Below are 20434 nucleotides of genomic sequence, written 5' to 3'. Positions count from 1 at the left end.
GTTACCTCCCTATGATTTTTTTCATGTGCACGATTGTGCCTTTTCCAACCTCTGATTCCACAGTCACCTGATCCATAAAGGCTTCCATGAATGTAAATCCCATACCGGATCTGTCCTTGTCCGGCCGTGTAGTGTACAAAGGCTCCATGGCCTTTTCAATATTTTCGATCCCTGCTCCTTCATCTGCAATATCAATCTGGATCTCCTGTCCCTGCCTTCTACAGGTCATATGGATCTTATGTATTTCTCCTTCATAACCATGTATGATACAGTTAGTAACAGCTTCTGAAACTGCAGTTTTCAGATCTGACACCTCTTCCAGCGTAGGATTCAACTGTGTGCAAAATGCTGCTGCAGCTATCCTTGCCAACCCTTCATTTACAGGACGGCTTTCAAAGATCATTGTCATTTCATTGGTATCCTCCATAATATGCTCCCTTCCCTTAACAGATAAATTTATGGACTCCAGACAGATGAAGCAGTTTTTCCACATAACTGCTTACATTCACTGCCTTTATACACCCTTTTCCCATTCCAAGCGCCCGATATCGTCCCATGATCAGTCCGATTCCGGAACTATCCATAAATGTGGTCTCTTCAAAATCAAAGATAATGGTCTTAATATATGTCTGTCCCATAATCCGGTCTGTTTCTTTCCGGATCAGATCCGATGCAGGATGATCCAGTTCTTCTGGCAGTCTCACTGTCAGACTGGTACCCTGAATATAAATTGCAGCTCCCATCACCACTCCCCCTTATATTCAATATTCCCCCTCAATGTTACAAAAAAAGAGGGGCTGCTGTCATAGACAACAACTCCCCCTGCTTCGAGGTTTCTCTGTTAAAAAGTCCCATCTTCACTACTGCCGGATCCGTTTTCGTCACTGCTTGCAGATCCGCTTTCGCTATTGCCATCCTCTTGACTTTCGGAAGTAACTCCGGTCACACCAAGGCTTCCACACATAGCACTGTAAACATTCTTCATGTCATCTGTCAGATACTCCTCATTCACATTCTGAAGATCCTCTGCAGCTACATCATAGCTCTCCTGCACATATGCAGTATATGCTTTGAAAAGAGCTTCATAGGTCTGGCTCTTTTTCTTTTCTTCCTCCATCTGCTGAGTGATCTGCAGAGCTGTGTCGTCAGATTCCTTTGCTTCACCCTGGGCTTTAGAAAGCTCGGCCCCTTGACTGGATAAAGATTCGCTGTAATTGATCAGCTGCTGGTTGGCTTCCCGATATATTCCCTGTTTGATAGCAGGTACGGCCAAAAGCCAGAATGCCAGTGCACCGGCCCCAATACCAAGCATCAAAGTAAAAAACAGGGAAATCCTTGAGTTTTCACGATATGCAGGCGGCTGTACCACCATGCCTTCTATACCGTTATCTTCACCCTGTTCAGATTTAGTTCTGCCAAACAGTCCCTTTTTCTGCTTTTCCAGCCTGGTAGTAACGCCAGTCTGCTCATCCACTTCCCTCAGAAAACGGAGTGTGGTAGTATTGGTTTTATCGATCCTGGCTGCCTTTCGCAAGATCCGTCTTGCCTTTCCCCATTCATGATTCTTCATCTGGATCAGTGCAAGCAAATGATACCCCTTGATCAGCTTGGAATTCTGTGCAAGGATCTTTCGAAGCTGTATTGCAGCCATATCTTCATGCCCTTCCCTGCAAAGTGCTAGGGCATTGTTGTATTTACGGATCGTTTCATTAATGGCATCCAGCTTATTGGAATTGGCCTGAAGACGGTTAATGTACTCATTAGCCAGATTCTTGGTAGGCTTCAGATTCTTGCTGATCACCCATTCACTTAATGCAGCAACAACCTCGCCGGTTTCAAAATAAACAAGTCCAAGAAGATTTCTTGCCTGAATATTTCTTTTGTCATAAGTAAGACTTTGTTTCAAACAATTAATGGCTCCTGACAGATCCCGGATACTGGCTTTTTCAAGTCCCTGATTATAGTAGAATTTTGACAGATAGTCCACCTTCTTCTGTATCAGAACATTGCATCCACAATTAGGACAGTAATCCAGATCCTTGTCTGCCAGAAATGCGCCGCAATTCATGCAGTTCATCAGTATCTCCTTACGGTTATTTCATGCGGCGGCCGCTTTTTGCTTCCCGCAGCATCTCCTGTAAAATGTCCAGGATATCAGTGAGTTCTCTGTCATATATGGCACTTTCTGCATCTGTTACATCCAGACACGGTTCAAACTTCTTCAGTTCTTCTTCGTAATCGATCATGCTTTTCTCCTTGCGATTGCTGCTTTAATCTTTCCTACAAGATATAAAGATCCTACACAGAACAGCATTCCGTCTTCTCCCTTTGCCTTTAAGGCAAGTTCCAGAGCCTTTGCCACTTCTGGATCAGCCTCTACAGAGGCACAGCCCTCCCGTGTGAAGATCTCTTTTAATTCCTCTTCCGGAACTTCCCGATAACCACCTACCTGGGTAACAACCACATGTCTGAAACGGATCTGACTGCAAATGGTATGGATCATATCTTTGTAATCTTTATCATTTACTGCTGAAAACAGAAGTGTAAGCGGATATTCCTGCTGAAAATGCGCTGCAGTCTCCACAAACTTGGCTACTCCGTCTTCATTATGTGCTCCATCAACGATCACTCCTGGCAAGATCGTCTCCATCCTGCCCTGCCATCTGGTGGCGCTCATTCCTTTTCGCACATGCTCAATAGCTACCGGAATCTGATCCTGTAAAACCTCCATAGTTTTTAATGCCAGCATGGCATTCATAACCTGATACTTTGCAATAAAAGGAATATGAAATTCCTGATGATCCTTACCATAATACTGATTTTTCAAAGAAAAATCAATCCCTGAAGCTGTATTGGAAAGAATCTGCGCATCCTCCTTTTTTACTTCGTAAAAGGGACTGTGAAGCTCTCTGGCATGTGCACGGATCACCTCTGCAGCTGATGGGTCATTGCCATCAAAGATCACCGGCACTCCCGGGACAATGATCCCAGCCTTTTCCCCTGCGATCTTAGCTACTGTATCCCCAAGGTACTGCATATGATCCAGACTGATGGATGTGATCACACATGCTGCCGGATCTTCAATGGCTGTGGTAGCATCCAGCCTGCCTCCAAGGCCAGTCTCCAAAGTCACATAATCTACTCCAGCCTGTGCAAAGATCACCATGCCCATAAGGAATAGCATCTCAAAGTAAGTAGGATGATAGCTGCCCTCTGCCACCAGTTCATCTGCCAGTGCTTTCACCTTCTGGAAAGCAGCCAGAAACGTATCGTTATCAATATTTACTTCATTAATCTGAAACCGTTCATTAATCTCTACCAAATGAGGAGAAGTAAATAATCCACAGGAATATCCGGATTCCCGGAGAATGGATGTAAGAAATGCACAGGTACTGCCCTTTCCATTGGTACCTGCAACATGAATCACTTTAAAATGATTCTGTGGATTTCCCAGCCTTGCAAGGCATTCCTTGGTATGATCCAGACTGTTCTTTTTTGTAAACTTAGGTGTTTCTTCAATATAGGCCACTGCTTGTTCGTAATTCATAAAAAAATTCACCACTTTTATCTAATGTATTCGCAACCCTTTTGGTTACTCTACCATTATATAATAGTGGTGAAAGATGTCCATACCCAATCGTAACAATTTATCCGACAAGATGTTACGATTGGATAAAACACTATTCGTAGCTGTTCAGTACCCTTGCGAGATATTGCCTTCTGAACAGTTAACATTATTCCTCTTTTTCAAGTTTCCACGGATTCTTGTCATACAATGCATAAACCGCACGGTCATAACTCTTGCTTAATGCCTTTCTTGTGGAACTGTTGCTTCGCTGTACAACAGAAAGCCGGTCAAAGTCCTTCAGCTCCGTACCTGTGATCACCAGAGTAGTAGGACTTACATAAACCGTATCATACCATTCTCCATTTAGTTTTACCTGGCTGGAAGGTGTGAAATTGGTTCCCTGGATATAATAGGTATAATCCGAATCTGATACAAGACGGATGGAATCCAGTGTTGCATCATAGAGTCCCATACGCATCTTTGTTCTCTGGAAAGGATTCTCTCCCTGGTATGCGTAACGATCTCCATAAAGCAGATCATATTGTAGGGTTTCCAAATCTACCTGATAATTCTTTGTATTTCTTCTTGCCTGATGATAACGGAAAATCGTTCCATCATGGATACCTACCCGATCCATCACCTCTGCTGCGATCTGATAAGATGCCAGGTTTTCATTCTTTTTCTGAAGCCCCATATTATCCCAGATCACATATTCTGTCTGAAACAGATATTTGTTTTTCAAATCTTCCACTGTCAGTCCCATGGTTGGAAGATGATCCCCATACATTACAAGTACCACATCCTCCGGATAGTCAGCCAGTGTGTCCACCAGATTTTTTACAAAATTATCCATCTCATGGATCTCGTTTACATAGTATTCCCACTTATAATTCAATTCTTCTGTAGGTGCACCGGAAACTGTAATCTGTGGATCCTCCAATATCGGTTCATCTGGATAATCTCCATGTCCCTGCACCGAAATGGTATATACATAATCCGGTTCTTCTGTAGAATCCAGACATTTCACGATTTCATCGGTCAGAACACTGTCCTTTACCCATCCCAGAGGATTTTTCAGATTCTCACCAGCCATATATTCTTCTGAGGTAAACGTATCGAACCCAAGGTTGGGGAAAATAGTCCTTCTTCCATAAAAATTGGATTCATTGTTATGGACAGCATGGGTGGAATATCCAAGATTTTTCAGCACATAGGGCGCACTCTCGCAAGTGGTTTCCTTCAGGATACTTTTATATGGATACTCCCCTGGACCGAAATAATGAAGGCTCATCCCTGTAATTGTCTCAAACTCTGTATTGGCAGTACCTGCCCCAACAGACGGAACCTTGTAATACCCGGAAGAATAGTTTTTCATCAGCTTTCGGAACGTAGGAATAGGATCCTCAGAAATATCCAGATAATTTACAAGTGTAGGATCAAAAAATGATTCCAGTTGCAAAAAAAGGATATTCGGTTTTTTATCTTCCTTAGTTACCGGAAGGTTCTCCTCTGTCTTTTCGATCCTTTCGATCTCAGACTCAGAATAATCTCGCGGACTTTTAATACCTGTATTAAAGATTGTAGTCGCAAGACAATATGGATATCCATAATCCTCATATGCAAATGCTATATTTCCAAAATAATTGGAAAGTATCCTTTTCTCAAGGGCAAGCTGTGTAATACCTCCAAAAGCAGCAATTCCTGCCAGGATCAGCGGGATCACGTATCTGTACCGGATCTTCTTTTTGTATTTCGGTCCCTTGATAAGCAATATCAGAAGCCCGATCAGCACAAGTCCGATCAGGATGCAGCCCAGAACCACCCCATAAGCAGGCAGATACTTCTGCATAATGGATAATCCATCGGTAAGCATATGCAGATCCGGCCCTGTAAATGGCGTAACCCTGTTCATCAGCAGAATCCCATTTACAAGTCCAAGAAACAGCCAGAATGCCGATACCAATACACGCCAGAAAAATCTTCTGTGAAACAGATAAACGATAAGCATTGTTGTGAAAATAAAAGCTGTATTGTATACAAAAACCAGTGGCTTGCCTGTCATATACTGCCATGCTTCTGCAATAGAATGACGGCTGATGGCTTCAATAATAAAATAAAGCACCGCACACCACAATGCCTGTAAAACAGGCGATATCTTATTACACACATCACTTATTTTCATCTTTGTGCAAAATTTGCCCGTTTTCATGAAAACGCTCCTTTTTATTTCTTTAACTGTTCAAGCTGTGTGATTACTTTTTCTTTCATTTCTTTATATTTTGCCAGTTTTGCTTTTTCAGCATCAACCTTGTCAGCTGGTGCTTTATTTACAAAATTAGGATTGCTGAGCATTCCATCACAGCGGGCGATCTCTTTGGTAAGACGATCCTGCTCTTTTGTAAGGCGTTCAATTTCTTTTTCCCTGTCGATCAGATCTTCCAGTGGCAGATATACAACTGCATTGGATACGACTACCGAAACTGCATCCTCACCAATACCATCTTTATTGTCCTGTACATGGATCTGACTTGCATAGGCAAGATTAATAAAGGATCTGTTGCTCTTTTCATACATCTGGCAGATCTTCTCATCCTTACCCACGATGTACAAATGCGTCTTACGGTTCTGAGGAACATTCATGCTGTTTCTGGTATTACGGATACCTTTCACTACTTCTTTGAAGCTTTCCACAGCGAGCTCTGCTTCCGGGAAATTCCATTCGTCTTTATATACCGGCCAGTCTGAGATCATGATGGATTCTTCTTCTGGAAGAAGTGTACAGTAAATCTCTTCAGTAATAAATGGCATAAACGGATGAAGCAGCTTCAAGCCCTGGGTCAATGCGGTACGCAGGGTCCACAATGCTTCACCTGCTGCCTTGGGATCTTCCTGGGCTTTCCAGAGGCGTACCTTTGCAATTTCAATATACCAGTCACAAAGTTCATCCCACAGGAAATCATAAACTTTCTGTACTGCAATTCCCAGTTCATACTTATCCATATTCTCTGTTACATCTTTGATCACTGTATTCAGCTTGGAGAGGATCCACTTGTCTTCTGCACAAAGACCATTCAAATCTTCTGGCTCAGTAACAGTCTTGCCTTCCAGGTTCATCATAATGAAACGGGAAGCATTCCAAATCTTATTGGCAAAATTACGGCTGGATTCTACACGTTCCCAGTAGAAACGCATATCATTTCCAGGTGCATTTCCTGTGATCAGAGTAAGACGCAGGGCGTCTGCACCGTATTTGTCGATCACTTCCAGAGGATCGATACCATTGCCAAGAGATTTACTCATCTTACGTCCCTGGGAATCCCTTACCAGCCCATGGATCAGCACATGATGGAAAGGTGCCTTTCCTGTCTGCTCAAGAGCAGAAAATACCATACGGATCACCCAGAAGAAAATAATATCATAACCTGTTACAAGTACATCTGTAGGATAGAAATATTCCAGTTCCGGTGTTTTTTCCGGCCATCCAAGTGTAGAGAAAGGCCACAGTGCAGAACTGAACCATGTATCCAGTGTATCCTCATCCTGATGGAAATGAGTACCGCCACATTTAGGGCAGATTTTTGGCATTTCCCTTGCTACAACCGTTTCCTTACAGTCATCACAGTAATAAGCAGGAATCCTGTGTCCCCACCAGAGCTGTCTGGAAATACACCAGTCTCGGATATTCTCCAGCCAATGGAGGTAAGTTTTGTCAAAACGTGCAGGTACAAATTCCAGATCTCCGTCATCCAGGGCTTTGATCGCAGCCTTTGCCATCTCATCCATCTTAACAAACCACTGGGGTTTGATCATAGGCTCTACAGTAGTGCCGCACCGGTCATGGGTACCAACACTGTGATTATGAGGAACCACCTTCACCAGAAGACCCAGCTTATCCAGATCTTCAACCATAGCCTTTCTCGCCTCATAACGATCCATGCCGGCATATTTGCCTCCAAGCTCATTGATGGTAGCGTCATCATTCAGGATATTGATCTCCTGAAGATTGTGGCGGCGCCCCACCTCAAAATCGTTAGGGTCATGAGCCGGTGTGATCTTCACACATCCTGTACCAAATTCTTTATCTACGTATTCATCTGCGATCACCGGGATCTGTCTGCCTGTAAGGGGAAGCTCCAGCATTTTCCCAACCAGGTCCTTATATCTTTCGTCTTCCGGATTCACTGCCACTGCTGTATCTCCCAGAAGTGTTTCCGGACGGGTAGTTGCGATCTCTACAAATCTTCCTTCTTCTCCAACGATAGGATAATTGATATGCCAGAAAAATCCATCCTGATCCTCATGCTCTACCTCTGCGTCTGAAATAGAAGTCTGGCAGACAGGACACCAGTTGATGATCCTGGAGCCTTTGTAAATATACCCTTTCTCATACAGTTTGATAAAGACTTCCTGTACTGCTCTGGAGCAGCCTTCATCCATGGTAAAGCGCTCACGCTCCCAATCAGCTGAAGCGCCAAGCTTCTTTAACTGATTAATGATCTTTCCACCGTACTCTTCTTTCCATTCCCATGCATATTTCAGGAATTCTTCACGGCCGATAGCATTTTTGTCAATGCCTTCTTTTTTCAGCTTTTCTGTTACCTTAACCTCTGTAGCAATAGCCGCATGATCAGTACCTGGCTGCCATAATGCTTCGTAACCTTCCATCCTCTTGAAACGGATCAGGATATCCTGCATGGTTTCATCCAGGGCATGTCCCATGTGCAGCTGTCCGGTTACATTTGGCGGCGGCATCACAATAGTAAACGGCTTCTTGTCCGGATTTACTTTTGCGTGGAAATATCCGTTATCCATCCATTTCTTATACAGACGATCCTCAATACCTTTTGGATCATATGTTTTTGCAAGCTCTTTGCTCATTTCATTTTCCTCCAAAATTTACGCCCCCCACACAGATGTGTGAAGGGCGATGTCATGCAGTACCACCTTTTATCAGTTGATACGGCCCTTTTCTTTGCCTTTACTATGAAAACTACTATAATTGTAAATCCATTTCTTGTCAAGATTTTTATGGGATATTACCTGTTACGATTCACAGGCAGCTGCAAGCAGGGTAAACAGTGATCTGCGTCCTTTTAAGCAGCAACCCACCTTTATATTCCTTTTTATTCCACACTTTTCAAAGATTCCACCATATTGATCTTCTTCAGCTTGAAATGCATGGTAAAGTTTACAAACAGGGAAAATCCACAGGTGATAAGCCCGCTGTAAAGGAAGCTTATCGGATTGATATTCCTGCCAAACATAACTGCGTCTACTTCCACAGTAGTAATCACATACCTGTGCAGGAAAATCCCGAAAAGCACTCCCGCCAGCACTCCTGCCACTGTCAGCAGGATATTCTCTCTGAATACATATTGAGACACCTCCTGATCATAAAAGCCCAACACCTTTAAGGTAGCAAGTTCCCTTTGCCGCTCCGTAATATTAATATTATTCAGATTGTAAAGAACAACAAAGGCAAGCATACCGGCTGAAATGATCAACACAAGGATCACTGCATCCAGGGACGTAAGCATTCTTTCCAGCTGTCCTGCCAGACTGCTTGTATAACTGATACTTAAAACACCAGGCAGTGTAAGCAGCTGCTGGCCTATAGCTTCCAGATCATCCTTATATTCTTCTTTCATAGTAAAAAACAAATTTTTGTAATCCGGTTTCTGTTGAAATACTGACTCATATAAAGAGGGGGAAATATATACATAATGAGCCATATAATTCTCTGTGATGATTTCCACCGGAACCTGATACTCCTGCCCGGACATTTTCAAAGTGATGGCATCTCCTGCCTTCAGGCCTAGCAGATCCGCTGTTTTCTCACAGATCGCTGCACCTTTATCAGAAAGCAGATACTTCTCCTTTGTGATCCGGTTCTGCAAGGTCACATCCTTCTTAAAGCTCTCCATATCCTCAGGTACAACAACGTAAACACTCAGATTAGAAGAGCCTCTTGGTGCATTCATTTTGGTAAACTGAACAGACGTACAATGATCCACCTTTTGATTATCCTTAAGGAACTGTACCACTTCTTTTCTCTGTTCCTCGTCTGCATCCTCATCCTCAATCACATTACCCTCATAGTGCTGCAGATCCCGGTACTGGATCACTGCAATATTCATAATGGAATCCCGTAATCCAAATCCTACCAGCATCAGCCCCATACTTCCTGCAATTCCAAAAACCGTCATAAAAAGGCGTTTCTTATATCGGAATAGATTCCGGAGTGTGGATTTCCAGGTAAAGTTTAAATGCTTCCACAAAAATGTGATCCGCTCTGCCAGAATGCGTTTGCCTTCCTTTGGTGCAGGAGGACGCATCAATGAGGCCGGTGTTTCCCGCAGTTCCCGCACACAGGCAAACATTGTGGCTCCTACTGTACATATAATAGAAGCCCCTGATGCGATCAAGGTATATTTCATTTCATAATTAATACACAGAGTATCAGAAACATTGTGATACATAATCCCATAAGAGGTGATCACAACATATGGAATGATTTTTTCTCCTACCAGAAATCCCAGGATACTTCCTCCGATCGTGGCCAAAAGTGCATAACAGATGTATTTGGCTGCAACGGCTGCTTTTCCGTATCCTAAAGCCTTCATGGTCCCGATCTGGGTCCTTTGCTCCTCTACCATCCTGGTCATAGTAGTAAGGCTGATCAAAGCTGCTACCAGGAAAAAGATCACAGGGAACACCTTGCCGATATTCCGGATACGATCTGCATTATCTCCGTAATCTGAATACTCTGGCAAATCATTTCTGTCTGTAACCGTCCATGTAGGAACCTTCAGATCTGCCAACTCTTTTTTGGCATCTTCCAGCTTCTGCTGGTTGTCGGCCAGTTCCTTTCTTACTTTTTCCTCAGACTCCTGATACTCCTTTTCACCGTCTGCCAGGTCTTTTTCTCCATCCTCCAGCTCCTGTTTGGAATCTTTCAGCTTCTGCTCATTTTCCTGGAGTTCTTTTTGTCCATCTATCAGCTTCTGACGATTTTCTTCTAATTCCTGTTCTCCACTTTGCAGCTTTTCTGTATTTTGGGAAATCTGGCTCCTGGCCTGGGCAAGCTTTCCTGCATTTGCATCTATCTCCTGCTGCCCCTTTTGCGCCTGCTCCTGTCCTTTTTGAATCTGTTCTTTTCCTTTATCCAGTTCTTTCTGGGCTTTATCCAGTTGTTTTTTTGCATCTGCCAGCTTTTTTTCCTGCTGCTTTAGTTCTTCTCTGCCCTGATCGATCTGCTCCTGTCCTTTTTGGATCTGTTCCTGGGCATCATTTAACTGGCCTTCTTTTTCGTCCAGCTGCGCAAGACCTCCGTTTATCTGTCCCACAGAGCTTTCCAGCTGTGTCCTGGTTGCAGCCAGCTGCTGTCCTTGTCCTGTCAATTCTGTTTCTGACTGTTGGATCTGTGCAGTAAGGCCCTGGATCTGTGCAGTAAAACCTGCGATCTGTGCCTGCAGCCCAGCCAGTTCCTCCTGGGATACCTCTCCTGAAGCAGTGCCTGCATCATAGCTTGCTTGAAGGGAATCTCTTTCCGTGATCAGTGCTGTCAGCTGCCCCTTTGCCAGATCCAGTGCAGCCTTTCCCTGGGCAAGCTGCTGCTCTCCTGTTTCTACTTGAGAAAGCCCTTCCTGGCACTGCAAAAGTTGTTCCTGCAGCTGCTGTCTTTGCTGTTGGATCTGTTCTTTTCCCTGGCTTACCTGTCCTGCCCTTGCGTCCAGATCACTTTGGCTTTGTTCCAATTTCTGTCTGGCTTCTGTAAGTTTTAACACACCGGCTTCATATTCCTGTCTGGAAGCCTGTAGTTTTTCCAGTCCATCCTCCAGTTTCTGCTGGTTCTTTTCAATCTCTTTATTGCCATTATCCAGCTGCTGCTGTGCCTGGGAAAGCTGCTGCTCGCCCTGTTGTACCTGCTGGGTTGCCTGGGAAAGCTGTTGTCTGGCATCTTCCAGCTTTTCTGTTCCTTCTTCCAGCTGCTTCTGTCCATCCTTTAACTGTCCCTTTGCATCTTCAATAGCTTTTACACCATCTTCATATTCTTTCTGTCCATCTGTTAGCTTTTTCCTGCCATCGATCAGCTGCTGCCTGGCATCTGCCAGTTTTTCTTCTGCTTCTCGCCTGCCATCTGCCAGTTCCTGCTCGCCGTCAGTGATTTCTTTTTGTGCATCTGCAGTTACCTGCTGATAACGTGCTTCACATCTTACATCCTGTATCCCTTCCACCTTGCTTTTGATCTTACGGATCAGGATATCATAAGCATCTGTATAGCTGACCACATCTTTGGCACCGTGTACCAGAAGATAGATCTGCGTATATACTTCCTGGTCAAAATCCTCAGGCAATATAAATGCAAATCCGTTCACCTCTCCTGTACCAAGAGTTGTATTACCACGGTTAAAAGAAATATAAAGGGGACTTTTCCCTATAGCTGTCACAGTATAGCTGTGCCTTCCAAGAAACGAACTGTCTTCCTGCTCCCGAAGAACGATCTGATCTCCTGGCTTATACCCATGAGCATTGGCATAAGTATCATCAAGAAACAGTTCTCCAGATTTCTGCGGCAATCTTCCCTCTGTAACTGTCAGCTGGTTCACCCGTTTGGTCAATGACTCAATATGTAATACCGTCTGTTTTTCATTCTCGCCACAGGTAACATCTGTAAAATAAGCACCTTCCGCATCCTCAATGCCATCGATCTCCCTTAATGCATCTTCATCCTCACTGGTAAGCCCAAGTGTGCTTACTACCTTCAGGTCCATCAGGCTGTTTCCATCATAATATGCATCTCCTGAATATCGCATGTCCGGTGAGGAAGCCTGTATCCCGGAAAAGAAAGCCACCCCAAGGGCTACAATGAAAAAGATGGAAAGAAACCTGGCTTTGCTTCTGCGGATCTCCATCCAGAACTCTTTATGTATTGCTTTCATCTTTTTCACCTACCACTCAATTTCTTCCACTGGCGTGGGGTGTGCATTCTGTGTCATTTTGGATACTTTTCCATTCTTAATCCTGATCACCCGGTCTGCCATGGGAGTAAGTGCAGAGTTATGCGTGATCACGATCACCGTCATATTTTTTTCCCTGCACATGTCCTGAAGCAGTTTCAGGATCGCCTTACCGGTCTGATAATCCAAAGCACCGGTGGGCTCATCACACAGCATCATCTTTGGATTCTTTGCCATGGCTCTTGCAATGGAAACACGTTGCTGCTCTCCTCCTGAAAGCTGGGCCGGAAAATTGCCAAGCCTGTCCCCAAGTCCTACTTCTTCCAATACCTGAGCCGCATCCAGCGGATCCTTACAAATCTGCGCTGCCAGCTCCACATTCTCCAGCGCTGTAAGGTTCGGCACCAGATTGTAAAACTGAAATACAAAGCCAATATCATCCCTTCTGTAGGCGGTCAGCTGGCGGCTGTTATATCCTGCAATATTCCTGCCATCCACCCATACTTCCCCATCTGTTGCATGATCCATGCCCCCAAGTATGTTCAGCACTGTAGTTTTCCCCGCACCGCTAGGGCCAACGATCACTACAAATTCTCCTTTTTCAATCTGAAAGCTGATCTCGTCTACAGCCTTTATTGGTACCTCTTTTGTTCCGTAAATCCTGGATACCTTATCTAACTTAATATAGTTTTCTGTGTTTTTCTGCAATCCATCACTCCCAAGCTGTCTTATTTAACATTTCCATTTTCGCAACAATTCAGTATACCTGCAGAATACTGCCTGTGGAAGTGTTACCTCTTCTCTATATCCGCAGATGTAAAACCAAGGGGCAAAAGCTGTCCCAGCGTATAGCTTTTGTAATCCTCCTCTGACCTTGGCAGAATCACAAGAAATGTATCAGGATCACAAAATTCACTCATTACCTGCCGGCAGATCCCACAGGGTGCACAGTATTCCAGGCTTTGTGACTCCCTTCTCCCACCTGCAATGGCAATGGCTGTAAATTCCCGGTATCCTTCAGAAACAGCTTTGAAAAAAGCAGTCCGTTCTGCACAATTGGTAGCACCATAGGAAGCATTTTCAATGTTGCAGCCAGTAAATATCCTGCCGTCTTTGCACAAAAGTGCTGCCCCCACCATAAAACCTGAATAAGGTGCATAGGCCTTCTGCCTTGCTTCCAACGCCTTACAAATCAGTTCCTGGAACTCCATAGGCTCCTCCTGTATCCCATCAGTCTACATAATATATCCAGTTTTCTTTTCTTGGATGGGTTCCCTGTACTTCTTCCTTTGGATAACCCAGGATACAATGGCCGATGCCTTCATAATCCCCCTGGATCCCAAGCGATTTCAGAAGTTCCTTTCCTTCCTGGCTTTCAAATTCCTCTTTTGCCCTGTGGATCCAGCAACTGCCAATTCCCAGTGCATGAGCTGCGTTCATAAGATTTCCCATAACAAGACTTCCGTCATATACGTATGTACCTACGGATTTGTCTGCAAGGACCACCAGCACTACAGGTGCTCCATAAAATGGATCTCCCTTTGCGCCCATGATCTGTGCATTCATCCTGGACAGCTGATCTCTTACTTTCTTATCTGTGATGGCAAGAATAATGGGAGACTGTCTGTTCATACCAGTTGGCACCCATGTACCAGCCTCCACGATTTCCTGGATCACTTCTTTAGGAAGCATATCCGGCTTATAGCTTTTCACACTTCTTCTTGACTTTAAGCATTCAATCGTACTGTTTGTTCCACTCATGGTTAATTGCCTCCTTTTATCTTTTATCTTTTATCTTTCATCTTTCATCTTTCATCTTTCATCTTTCATTTGTTTTTATTTTCAGATATGTTTATGATACCATCCTGTTTTTACAAAAACAAGTGGCTGTCCCCTCATAATAAAAGCGAAGATACAGAAAAATAATCATTGGCAAATTTGTAATAATTTTCGTTGCGTTGTAGAAAAGATTTTGGTTATATATCATGCGAGGCTTTCGTAGATTTCGACTGCGCTAGCTTCTCTGTTATTTGCCGTGTCTGAACGCCGTAGGCGTGAGTTTGGCAAATGACAGAGATAATAAGCGCGCGGAAGAAATCCGAAAACGAAGCCCTGATATATAAACATATCTTTTCTACAACGCAACATGAACAAAATAATTATAAATTTTGCCAAATGATATTTTACTGTAACTAAAAGCAAAACAGCCAATATCTATTTTCATTTCTTTTTCCTGGCCATCAGCCCTCCGATCCTGCCAGTTTCTTTTGCAGTCAGTGTTTTCCAGCCGCCCCCCAGAACCTTGTCAAGCAGTCCCAGTTCTTGGGCGATCTCATACTTTGCCTTTTCCTCTTCTGGCAGTTCTCCTTTTAAATAGGCTTCTATTTCTTTTTCTCTATTCAAGACCCTATACTCCTTTTTCGTAAAAGTATGGACCCAAAATCTGGAATTTATACACCTTCCGCCAAACCTTTCGCCTGTTTATTTCTCCATCCTATTCCCAAAATTAAACAGATTGGTTATAATAGTGCACATAATTGTATCTCAGTCGAGAAGACTCCCACCTCTTTCAGGTGGTGAGTAACAACAAGTTCGTCTCAGTGGGAGTCCAATCTCCGACTGAGATAAACGCTCCGCGAGGATGCGCAGTGATTCTGTAAAGAATATGTCAGCTTACGCTGACCAGAATCACGCGCCAAGTCTCGCAGCTGCTCGACTTGAATTTTGATATCTGGAGGATATGTGTTTTATGAATGATGATCCAAAATATCTGCCTGAAGAGTTTTTAGACCGCATGAAAACCATGCTTGGAGATGATTTCCAGGCTTTTCTTAATAGCTATCAGCAGCCTCGCACATTTGGCCTTCGAGTCAATACTGCCAAGATTTCCTGTGAAGAATTTGAAAAAATCGTCCCATTTCCCATAAGTCCCATCCCCTGGATCCCAGACGGATATTTTTATCCTGAAGATGTCCGTCCTTCCAAATGTGCTTTCTATCAGGCCGGGCTTTATTATCTTCAGGAGCCGAGTGCCATGACTCCTGTTTCCAGACTTCTGCCAAAGCCTGGCGAATACATACTGGATATGTGTGCTGCCCCTGGCGGAAAGGCTACAGCACTTGGTGCTGCCCTTAAAGGACATGGGCTTCTTGTAGCCAATGACATCAGTACTTCCAGAGCACGGGCACTGCTCCGTAATATTGAACTTTTCGGCATCCCAAACAGCTTTGTTACCAGCACAGCGCCTAAAGATCTGGTTCCCTGCTTTCCTGAATTTTTCCATAAGATCATTCTGGATGCCCCATGCTCCGGGGAAGGTATGTTCCGAAAGGATGAAGCTCTTGCCAAAGACTGGAGTCCTGCCAAATCCCAAGAGCTTTCCCTCATCCAGCGTGAACTGATCCTTCAGGCGGCAGATATGCTTCGTCCAGGAGGATATCTGCTTTACTCCACCTGCACCTTTGCACCTCAAGAGGATGAGGGCACAGTTTCTTATCTTCTTGAAAACCGCCCGGATATGGAACTGGTGGAAATGCCCGGATATGAAGGCTTTTCAGATGGTGTTCCTGCCTGGGGAAAGGGACAGCCCCAGCTTACACGCTGTGTCCGTATTTTTCCTCATAAAATGAACGGGGAAGGCCATTTTATGGCTCTGCTTCATAAGCCTGGCCAGACCATTTCAGAGATCTCCCCTGTATTTACAAAGCCAAACCGTACTGCCTTTGAATATATCGACGCTTTTTTCCGTGAAATCGGACTGAAATCCTTAGGTGGACAGCCCTTTGACTGGAACAGAGTAGAGATAAAAGGAGATAAGGTTTATTATCTTCCTCCTGTTTCCTGCAGTATCCGTAGGATCAATTTTTTAAGGAATGGCCTTTACATGGGTGATCTGAAAAAGAACCGTTTTGAGCCTTCACAACCACTGGCTCTTGCCCTTCACAAAGGCGAGGTTTCTTCAGTGATCACCTTGCCTGTTCAGGATCAGAGGCTGGAACGCTACCTAAAAGGAGAAACTCTTCTCATAAACCCAGAAGAAGCCGCCTCGCCCAAAGGCTGGCAGCTTCTCTGTGTAGAAGGTTATCCTCTTGGTTTTGGAAAACTGGTGGGACAGACCCTGAAAAACAAATATCCTTCCGGCTGGCGGCTTTGACCGCCGGCCTTTTTACATGTCTTCTATCTGTTCATTAACATCTTTCAGACCAGGATTTCTTTATGGACAGCAAAAGAATAAATGATCTTTTCTTTTACTTTTTTCCCTGTCATCCGTTCCAGGGCATCTGCATAATCTTCCAGCTGTACCTTATACAGATCTACAAGACGTGATTCTTCTCCAAAACGTATATGGTCTGTTTTATAATCTACAAGCACCAGGTCCTTTTCCTCTTCAAAATATGCATCAATGATTCCCTGGATCAAAACAGGTTCCCTTTTCCCTGCCCATGTCTTATCCAGTTCTTCTGCAGACCTTGCGATCACAAATGGCTGCTCTCTGTAAAGCCTTTTCTCCAACCAGGCTGCCTTCATCCTCACACCTAATGGTGAGTTTAAGAAAGCAAGCACCTCCTGTATTTTGATACAATCAGCCTCTTCCTGGCTCATTTTCTCCTGCTGCACTAGCATCTGAAGCTGTTTTAGCAACTCTTCTTTACTGTCCGTTTTATCATACATTATGCATTCCATAAACCGATGATAAGCAGTACCTCTGGCTGCTCCTGTGTATTCTTCCTCTGTCACCATGCAAAACTTTGGAATCAAGGGAACAATATCCGGTTCAAAAAAGACTGCCTCTTCTTTTTCATATTCATCAGGATAATTTCTTTTTTTCAGTTCTGACACGCTGACTTTCACCGGCAGTTCCTTCAGATATTCAAAAGGATACCGATAATCAAATCTTTCCTTCAGTTCTTCCCGGAGTTTCTCATCAAAAACCCGATTCTTATCCCAGCTGCGAAGAATCTCTTCCTCCATCTGTCCCTGTGCCTGATGGATCACTTCCTCCCCGGTAAGATCCTTTACCGTTATCTTTTTTATAAGGAAGGGCGTCTTAGTACGGTAAAGTAAAGTATTACACCCGGCAGGCATTCCATATTCTTCAAATAAAGGATCCATCGCAGGATGTTGGGCCAATGCAGGCAGTATATAAGACCAACAGGTTTTCCCCTTCATTCTTACATCCACTGGAAGAAATGGAGTCCCACTGTCCCGAAACCTGTACAGTACATGCATCAGCTTTTCCATTTTCCCTACACAGCCTGTAATAAACAGCTTTTCCTTAGCTCTTGTAAGAGCAACATACAGAATACGTAATTCTTCTCCCAGGCTTTCCTTCTGAAGCTCTCTGCGGATAATCTGCTTATGCAGTGTGGAAGCAATGATCCTTTTTTCCGGAATAATTGCATCTGCCCCAAGTCCAAGCTCCGGATGGATCAAAAGTCTTGCATTCAGATCCTGAAAATTAAATGCTTTTCCCATACCTGATGCAAATACTATCGGAAACTCCAGACCCTTGCTTTTATGGATGGTCATGATTTGTACAGCACCCTCTCCTGCATCTGCCAGGTTCACCTCTCCATAGTCTACCTCATATTTCTGAAGATGCTCAATATAACGAATAAAATTAAACAAACCTCTGTAGCTTGTCTTTTCGTAATCCATAGCCTTTTCAACCAACATTGCAAGATTGGCATTTCTCTGTGCCCCATCCGGCAGCGCCCTGGCATAATCCCCATACCCGGTTTTCTTTAGTGCAGCACTGATCAGTTTATGAACCGGTGTATAAACTGCCATATCACGAAGATCTTCCAACAGCTTATAGAAATCCTGAAGTTTTTCCTGAAACTGTTTGTCTATTTTCTTTTCTTCCAAACTTTTTTCACTATCCATTATACAGGACAGTACGCTTTCAAAAAGTTTTCCTTTTGGATAACCACATCGAAGAGATGCCAGTTCCTGTGAGGAGCATCCTATGATAGGTGAATGAAGAACCCCACATAAAGGTATATCCTGATAAGGATTATCGCACACCTTCAGTAAATTCAATACAGTAACAACTTCTGTAGCTGAAAAATAACCGGTTTTGGATGCAGCATACGAAGGGATCCCCTGTGCAGAAAACACCTGGGAAAAGGATTCTGCCCAGCCGGATGCAGATCTTAAAAGCACTACAATGTCATTATATCCAGCAGGCCTGTACTCTTCCTTTTTCCGGTCATATATCTGTTCTTTTCCCACGATCTGCCGGATCCTATGTGCCACTGCCAGTGCTTCCAGTTCTCTTACCTTCTGGGAGCTGCCTTCCATCAAGTCCTCTACTTCTTCTCCGTCCTTTTCAACAAGCAATACCTCTGTGGTATAAAACTCTTTGTTCCCGCCTTTCGGAAACTCTGCTCCTGGATAAAGGGCGGCACGATCATCATACCCTACGCCTCCCAGATCCGGCTTCATGATCTGATGGAACAGATAATTCACACTGTCCAGTACCTGATGCCTGCTTCGGAAATTCTTATGAAGATCGATCCTTTGCTCTTTACTCTCTTCCAGCGTATAGGTTTCCATCTTATCCATAAAAAGATCCGGTCTTGCAAGACGGAACCTGTAAATACTCTGTTTTACATCCCCTACCATAAAGATATTTTTCCGTCCTGACACTTCGCCGGAAACACAATAGGTGATCATCTCCTGTACAAGGTTGCTGTCCTGATACTCATCTACCAGCACCTCCTCATACTTCTCACTTAATTCTCTTGCCACGTCAGAAGGCTTCCCGTCCTTTACAAGGATAGCCAGCGCCAGATGCTCCATATCTGTAAAATCCAGAATATTTTTTTCTCTTTTTTTCACAGTAAACTGCTTCTTAAATTCCAGGGTCAACTTTACAAGTGTTTCCATAGGTTCTTTTCCGTATTGAAGGGCTTCCAGGATTTCAGCTGTGCTGTTCTGAAAATATCTGCTTCCCAGATCCTTCAGACTTGTCTTCATATCATCCCGCAGACTTTTTACCTGTTCTTTTTTTTCTTCATCAACAGGTACTTCCGGCTTTTTCCCGGACAGACGCTGATATGAAAAATCCATAAGAAGACTGCGAACCTGCTCATAATCCTGCTTACCCAGGGCTTTTCGCACAGCTTCTATACCAGCCTGGTCTGAGATCAGCGCCTCCTCATAAAGATAAGGTCCTCCCGGAATCCTGCTGATCTGTCTTGCCTGACGGATCAGTTCTTCTGCCCCTGTCAATTCCTCATCTGCTGTCTGCCACAATTTCTGCAGCCATCTGGAGTCATACAGTTCTTCTTCTGTTGTAATATGGTAGATCTTAAGACAATGCTCCAGCCATTCCTCCGGATCCGGATGGCTCATAGCCGCCTGATAAAGTCCAATAATCAAATCTTTCAGATTGTCATCTGTTTTCCCTGGAGCATAACATTCCACAAATTTTACAAAGGCAGGGTCCTTTTCCCTGTAGCACTCCTCTGTAAGCTCTTTCAACACATCTTCCCTGAGAAGCTTTAACTCACCTTCATCAGCTACCCTGTATCCTGGATCCAAATTGATCGTATGGAAATAATTTCGGATCACATAGGCACAAAAGCCATCAATGGTGGTGATCTGCGCAGTATGGATCCGTGTCATCTGTTTCTGCAGATGCTCATTTTCCGGATTCTCACACAGTGCATTCTCCAAAGCTCTGGAAATCCTTTCCTTCATTTCTCCGGCTGCTGCCCTTGTAAATGTCATGATCAGGAGTCTGTCAATATCAATCGGATGATCCGGATCCATGATCTTATTCAAGATCCTCTCCACAAGTACTGCTGTTTTTCCGGATCCTGCCGCTGCACTGACCAGAAGATTTCTATTACGCAGACGAATCACTTCCTGCTGTTCCTTTGTCCAGCTCATTCCCATT

Annotated in this window: 14 protein-coding genes; 1 reads left to right on the top strand and 13 read right to left on the bottom strand. The window is 44.0% G+C overall.

From position 1 onward, the window contains the following. Position 1: 1 nt before the first annotated feature. The 12 genes from spoIIAB to G5B11_RS03975 form a co-directional block, all read right to left on the bottom strand. The gene (spoIIAB, locus tag G5B11_RS04030) at positions 2–427 is read right to left on the bottom strand and encodes an anti-sigma F factor (protein WP_158420707.1); all 426 of its coding nucleotides are present in this window, start codon (positions 425–427) and stop codon (positions 2–4) included. Between the two features lie 16 nt (positions 428–443). Next, complete coding sequence (locus G5B11_RS04025; protein ID WP_158420708.1) at positions 444–743, bottom strand: anti-sigma factor antagonist; 300 nt, start codon at positions 741–743, stop codon at positions 444–446. Between the two features lie 98 nt (positions 744–841). Beyond that, positions 842–2077 (bottom strand): tetratricopeptide repeat protein, encoded by a 1236-nt coding sequence (locus G5B11_RS04020; RefSeq protein WP_173726978.1) that lies wholly within the window; start codon positions 2075–2077, stop codon positions 842–844. Positions 2078–2093: 16 nt separating this feature from the next. Further along, a complete protein-coding gene (locus G5B11_RS04015; protein ID WP_173726977.1) occupies positions 2094–2246 on the bottom strand; it encodes a hypothetical protein in 153 nt (50 codons plus the stop codon). Next, a complete protein-coding gene (locus G5B11_RS04010) occupies positions 2243–3547 on the bottom strand; it encodes a bifunctional folylpolyglutamate synthase/dihydrofolate synthase (RefSeq protein WP_173726976.1) in 1305 nt (434 codons plus the stop codon). The genes G5B11_RS04015 and G5B11_RS04010 overlap by 4 nt, the downstream gene beginning before the upstream one ends. A gap of 187 nt (positions 3548–3734) precedes the next feature. Beyond that, positions 3735–5750: an LTA synthase family protein gene (locus G5B11_RS04005; protein ID WP_173727022.1), complete on the bottom strand. Its 2016-nt coding sequence runs from the start codon at positions 5748–5750 to the stop codon at positions 3735–3737. A 41-nt stretch (positions 5751–5791) separates the two neighbouring features. Beyond that, positions 5792–8446, bottom strand: a complete 2655-nt coding sequence (locus tag G5B11_RS04000) for a valine--tRNA ligase (RefSeq protein WP_173727021.1) — start codon at positions 8444–8446, stop codon at positions 5792–5794. A gap of 245 nt (positions 8447–8691) precedes the next feature. Further along, positions 8692–12510 (bottom strand): FtsX-like permease family protein, encoded by a 3819-nt coding sequence (locus tag G5B11_RS03995; protein ID WP_173726975.1) that lies wholly within the window; start codon positions 12508–12510, stop codon positions 8692–8694. 9 nt (positions 12511–12519) lie between these two features. Beyond that, positions 12520–13236 (bottom strand): ABC transporter ATP-binding protein, encoded by a 717-nt coding sequence (locus tag G5B11_RS03990; RefSeq protein WP_173726974.1) that lies wholly within the window; start codon positions 13234–13236, stop codon positions 12520–12522. Positions 13237–13319: 83 nt separating this feature from the next. Further along, positions 13320–13739, bottom strand: coding sequence for a cytidine deaminase (locus G5B11_RS03985; RefSeq protein ID WP_173726973.1), 420 nt, complete (start codon positions 13737–13739; stop codon positions 13320–13322). Between the two features lie 19 nt (positions 13740–13758). Then, on the bottom strand, positions 13759–14289 hold the full coding sequence (locus tag G5B11_RS03980; RefSeq protein ID WP_173726972.1) for a nitroreductase: 531 nt from the start codon (positions 14287–14289) through the stop codon (positions 13759–13761). A 459-nt stretch (positions 14290–14748) separates the two neighbouring features. Continuing rightward, complete coding sequence (locus tag G5B11_RS03975) at positions 14749–14931, bottom strand: small, acid-soluble spore protein, alpha/beta type (RefSeq protein ID WP_173726971.1); 183 nt, start codon at positions 14929–14931, stop codon at positions 14749–14751. A 346-nt stretch (positions 14932–15277) separates the two neighbouring features. Between G5B11_RS03975 and G5B11_RS03970 the strand changes: the two genes are divergently transcribed. Continuing rightward, the gene (locus G5B11_RS03970) at positions 15278–16681 is read left to right on the top strand and encodes an RsmF rRNA methyltransferase first C-terminal domain-containing protein (protein WP_173726970.1); all 1404 of its coding nucleotides are present in this window, start codon (positions 15278–15280) and stop codon (positions 16679–16681) included. A 44-nt stretch (positions 16682–16725) separates the two neighbouring features. On the opposite strand, the gene addA is transcribed toward G5B11_RS03970, so the two are convergent. After that, entirely contained in the window at positions 16726–20433 is a 3708-nt protein-coding gene (gene addA, locus G5B11_RS03965; RefSeq protein WP_173726969.1) for a helicase-exonuclease AddAB subunit AddA, read from the bottom strand. Position 20434: the final 1 nt, after the last annotated feature.

This window comes from Blautia glucerasea (assembly GCF_013304385.1).
In the GTDB taxonomy this organism is placed as follows: domain Bacteria; phylum Bacillota; class Clostridia; order Lachnospirales; family Lachnospiraceae; genus Blautia_A; species Blautia_A ammoniilytica.
Note: the sequence above shows the minus strand (reverse complement) of the source record. Positions and strands in the feature narration are given on the sequence as shown.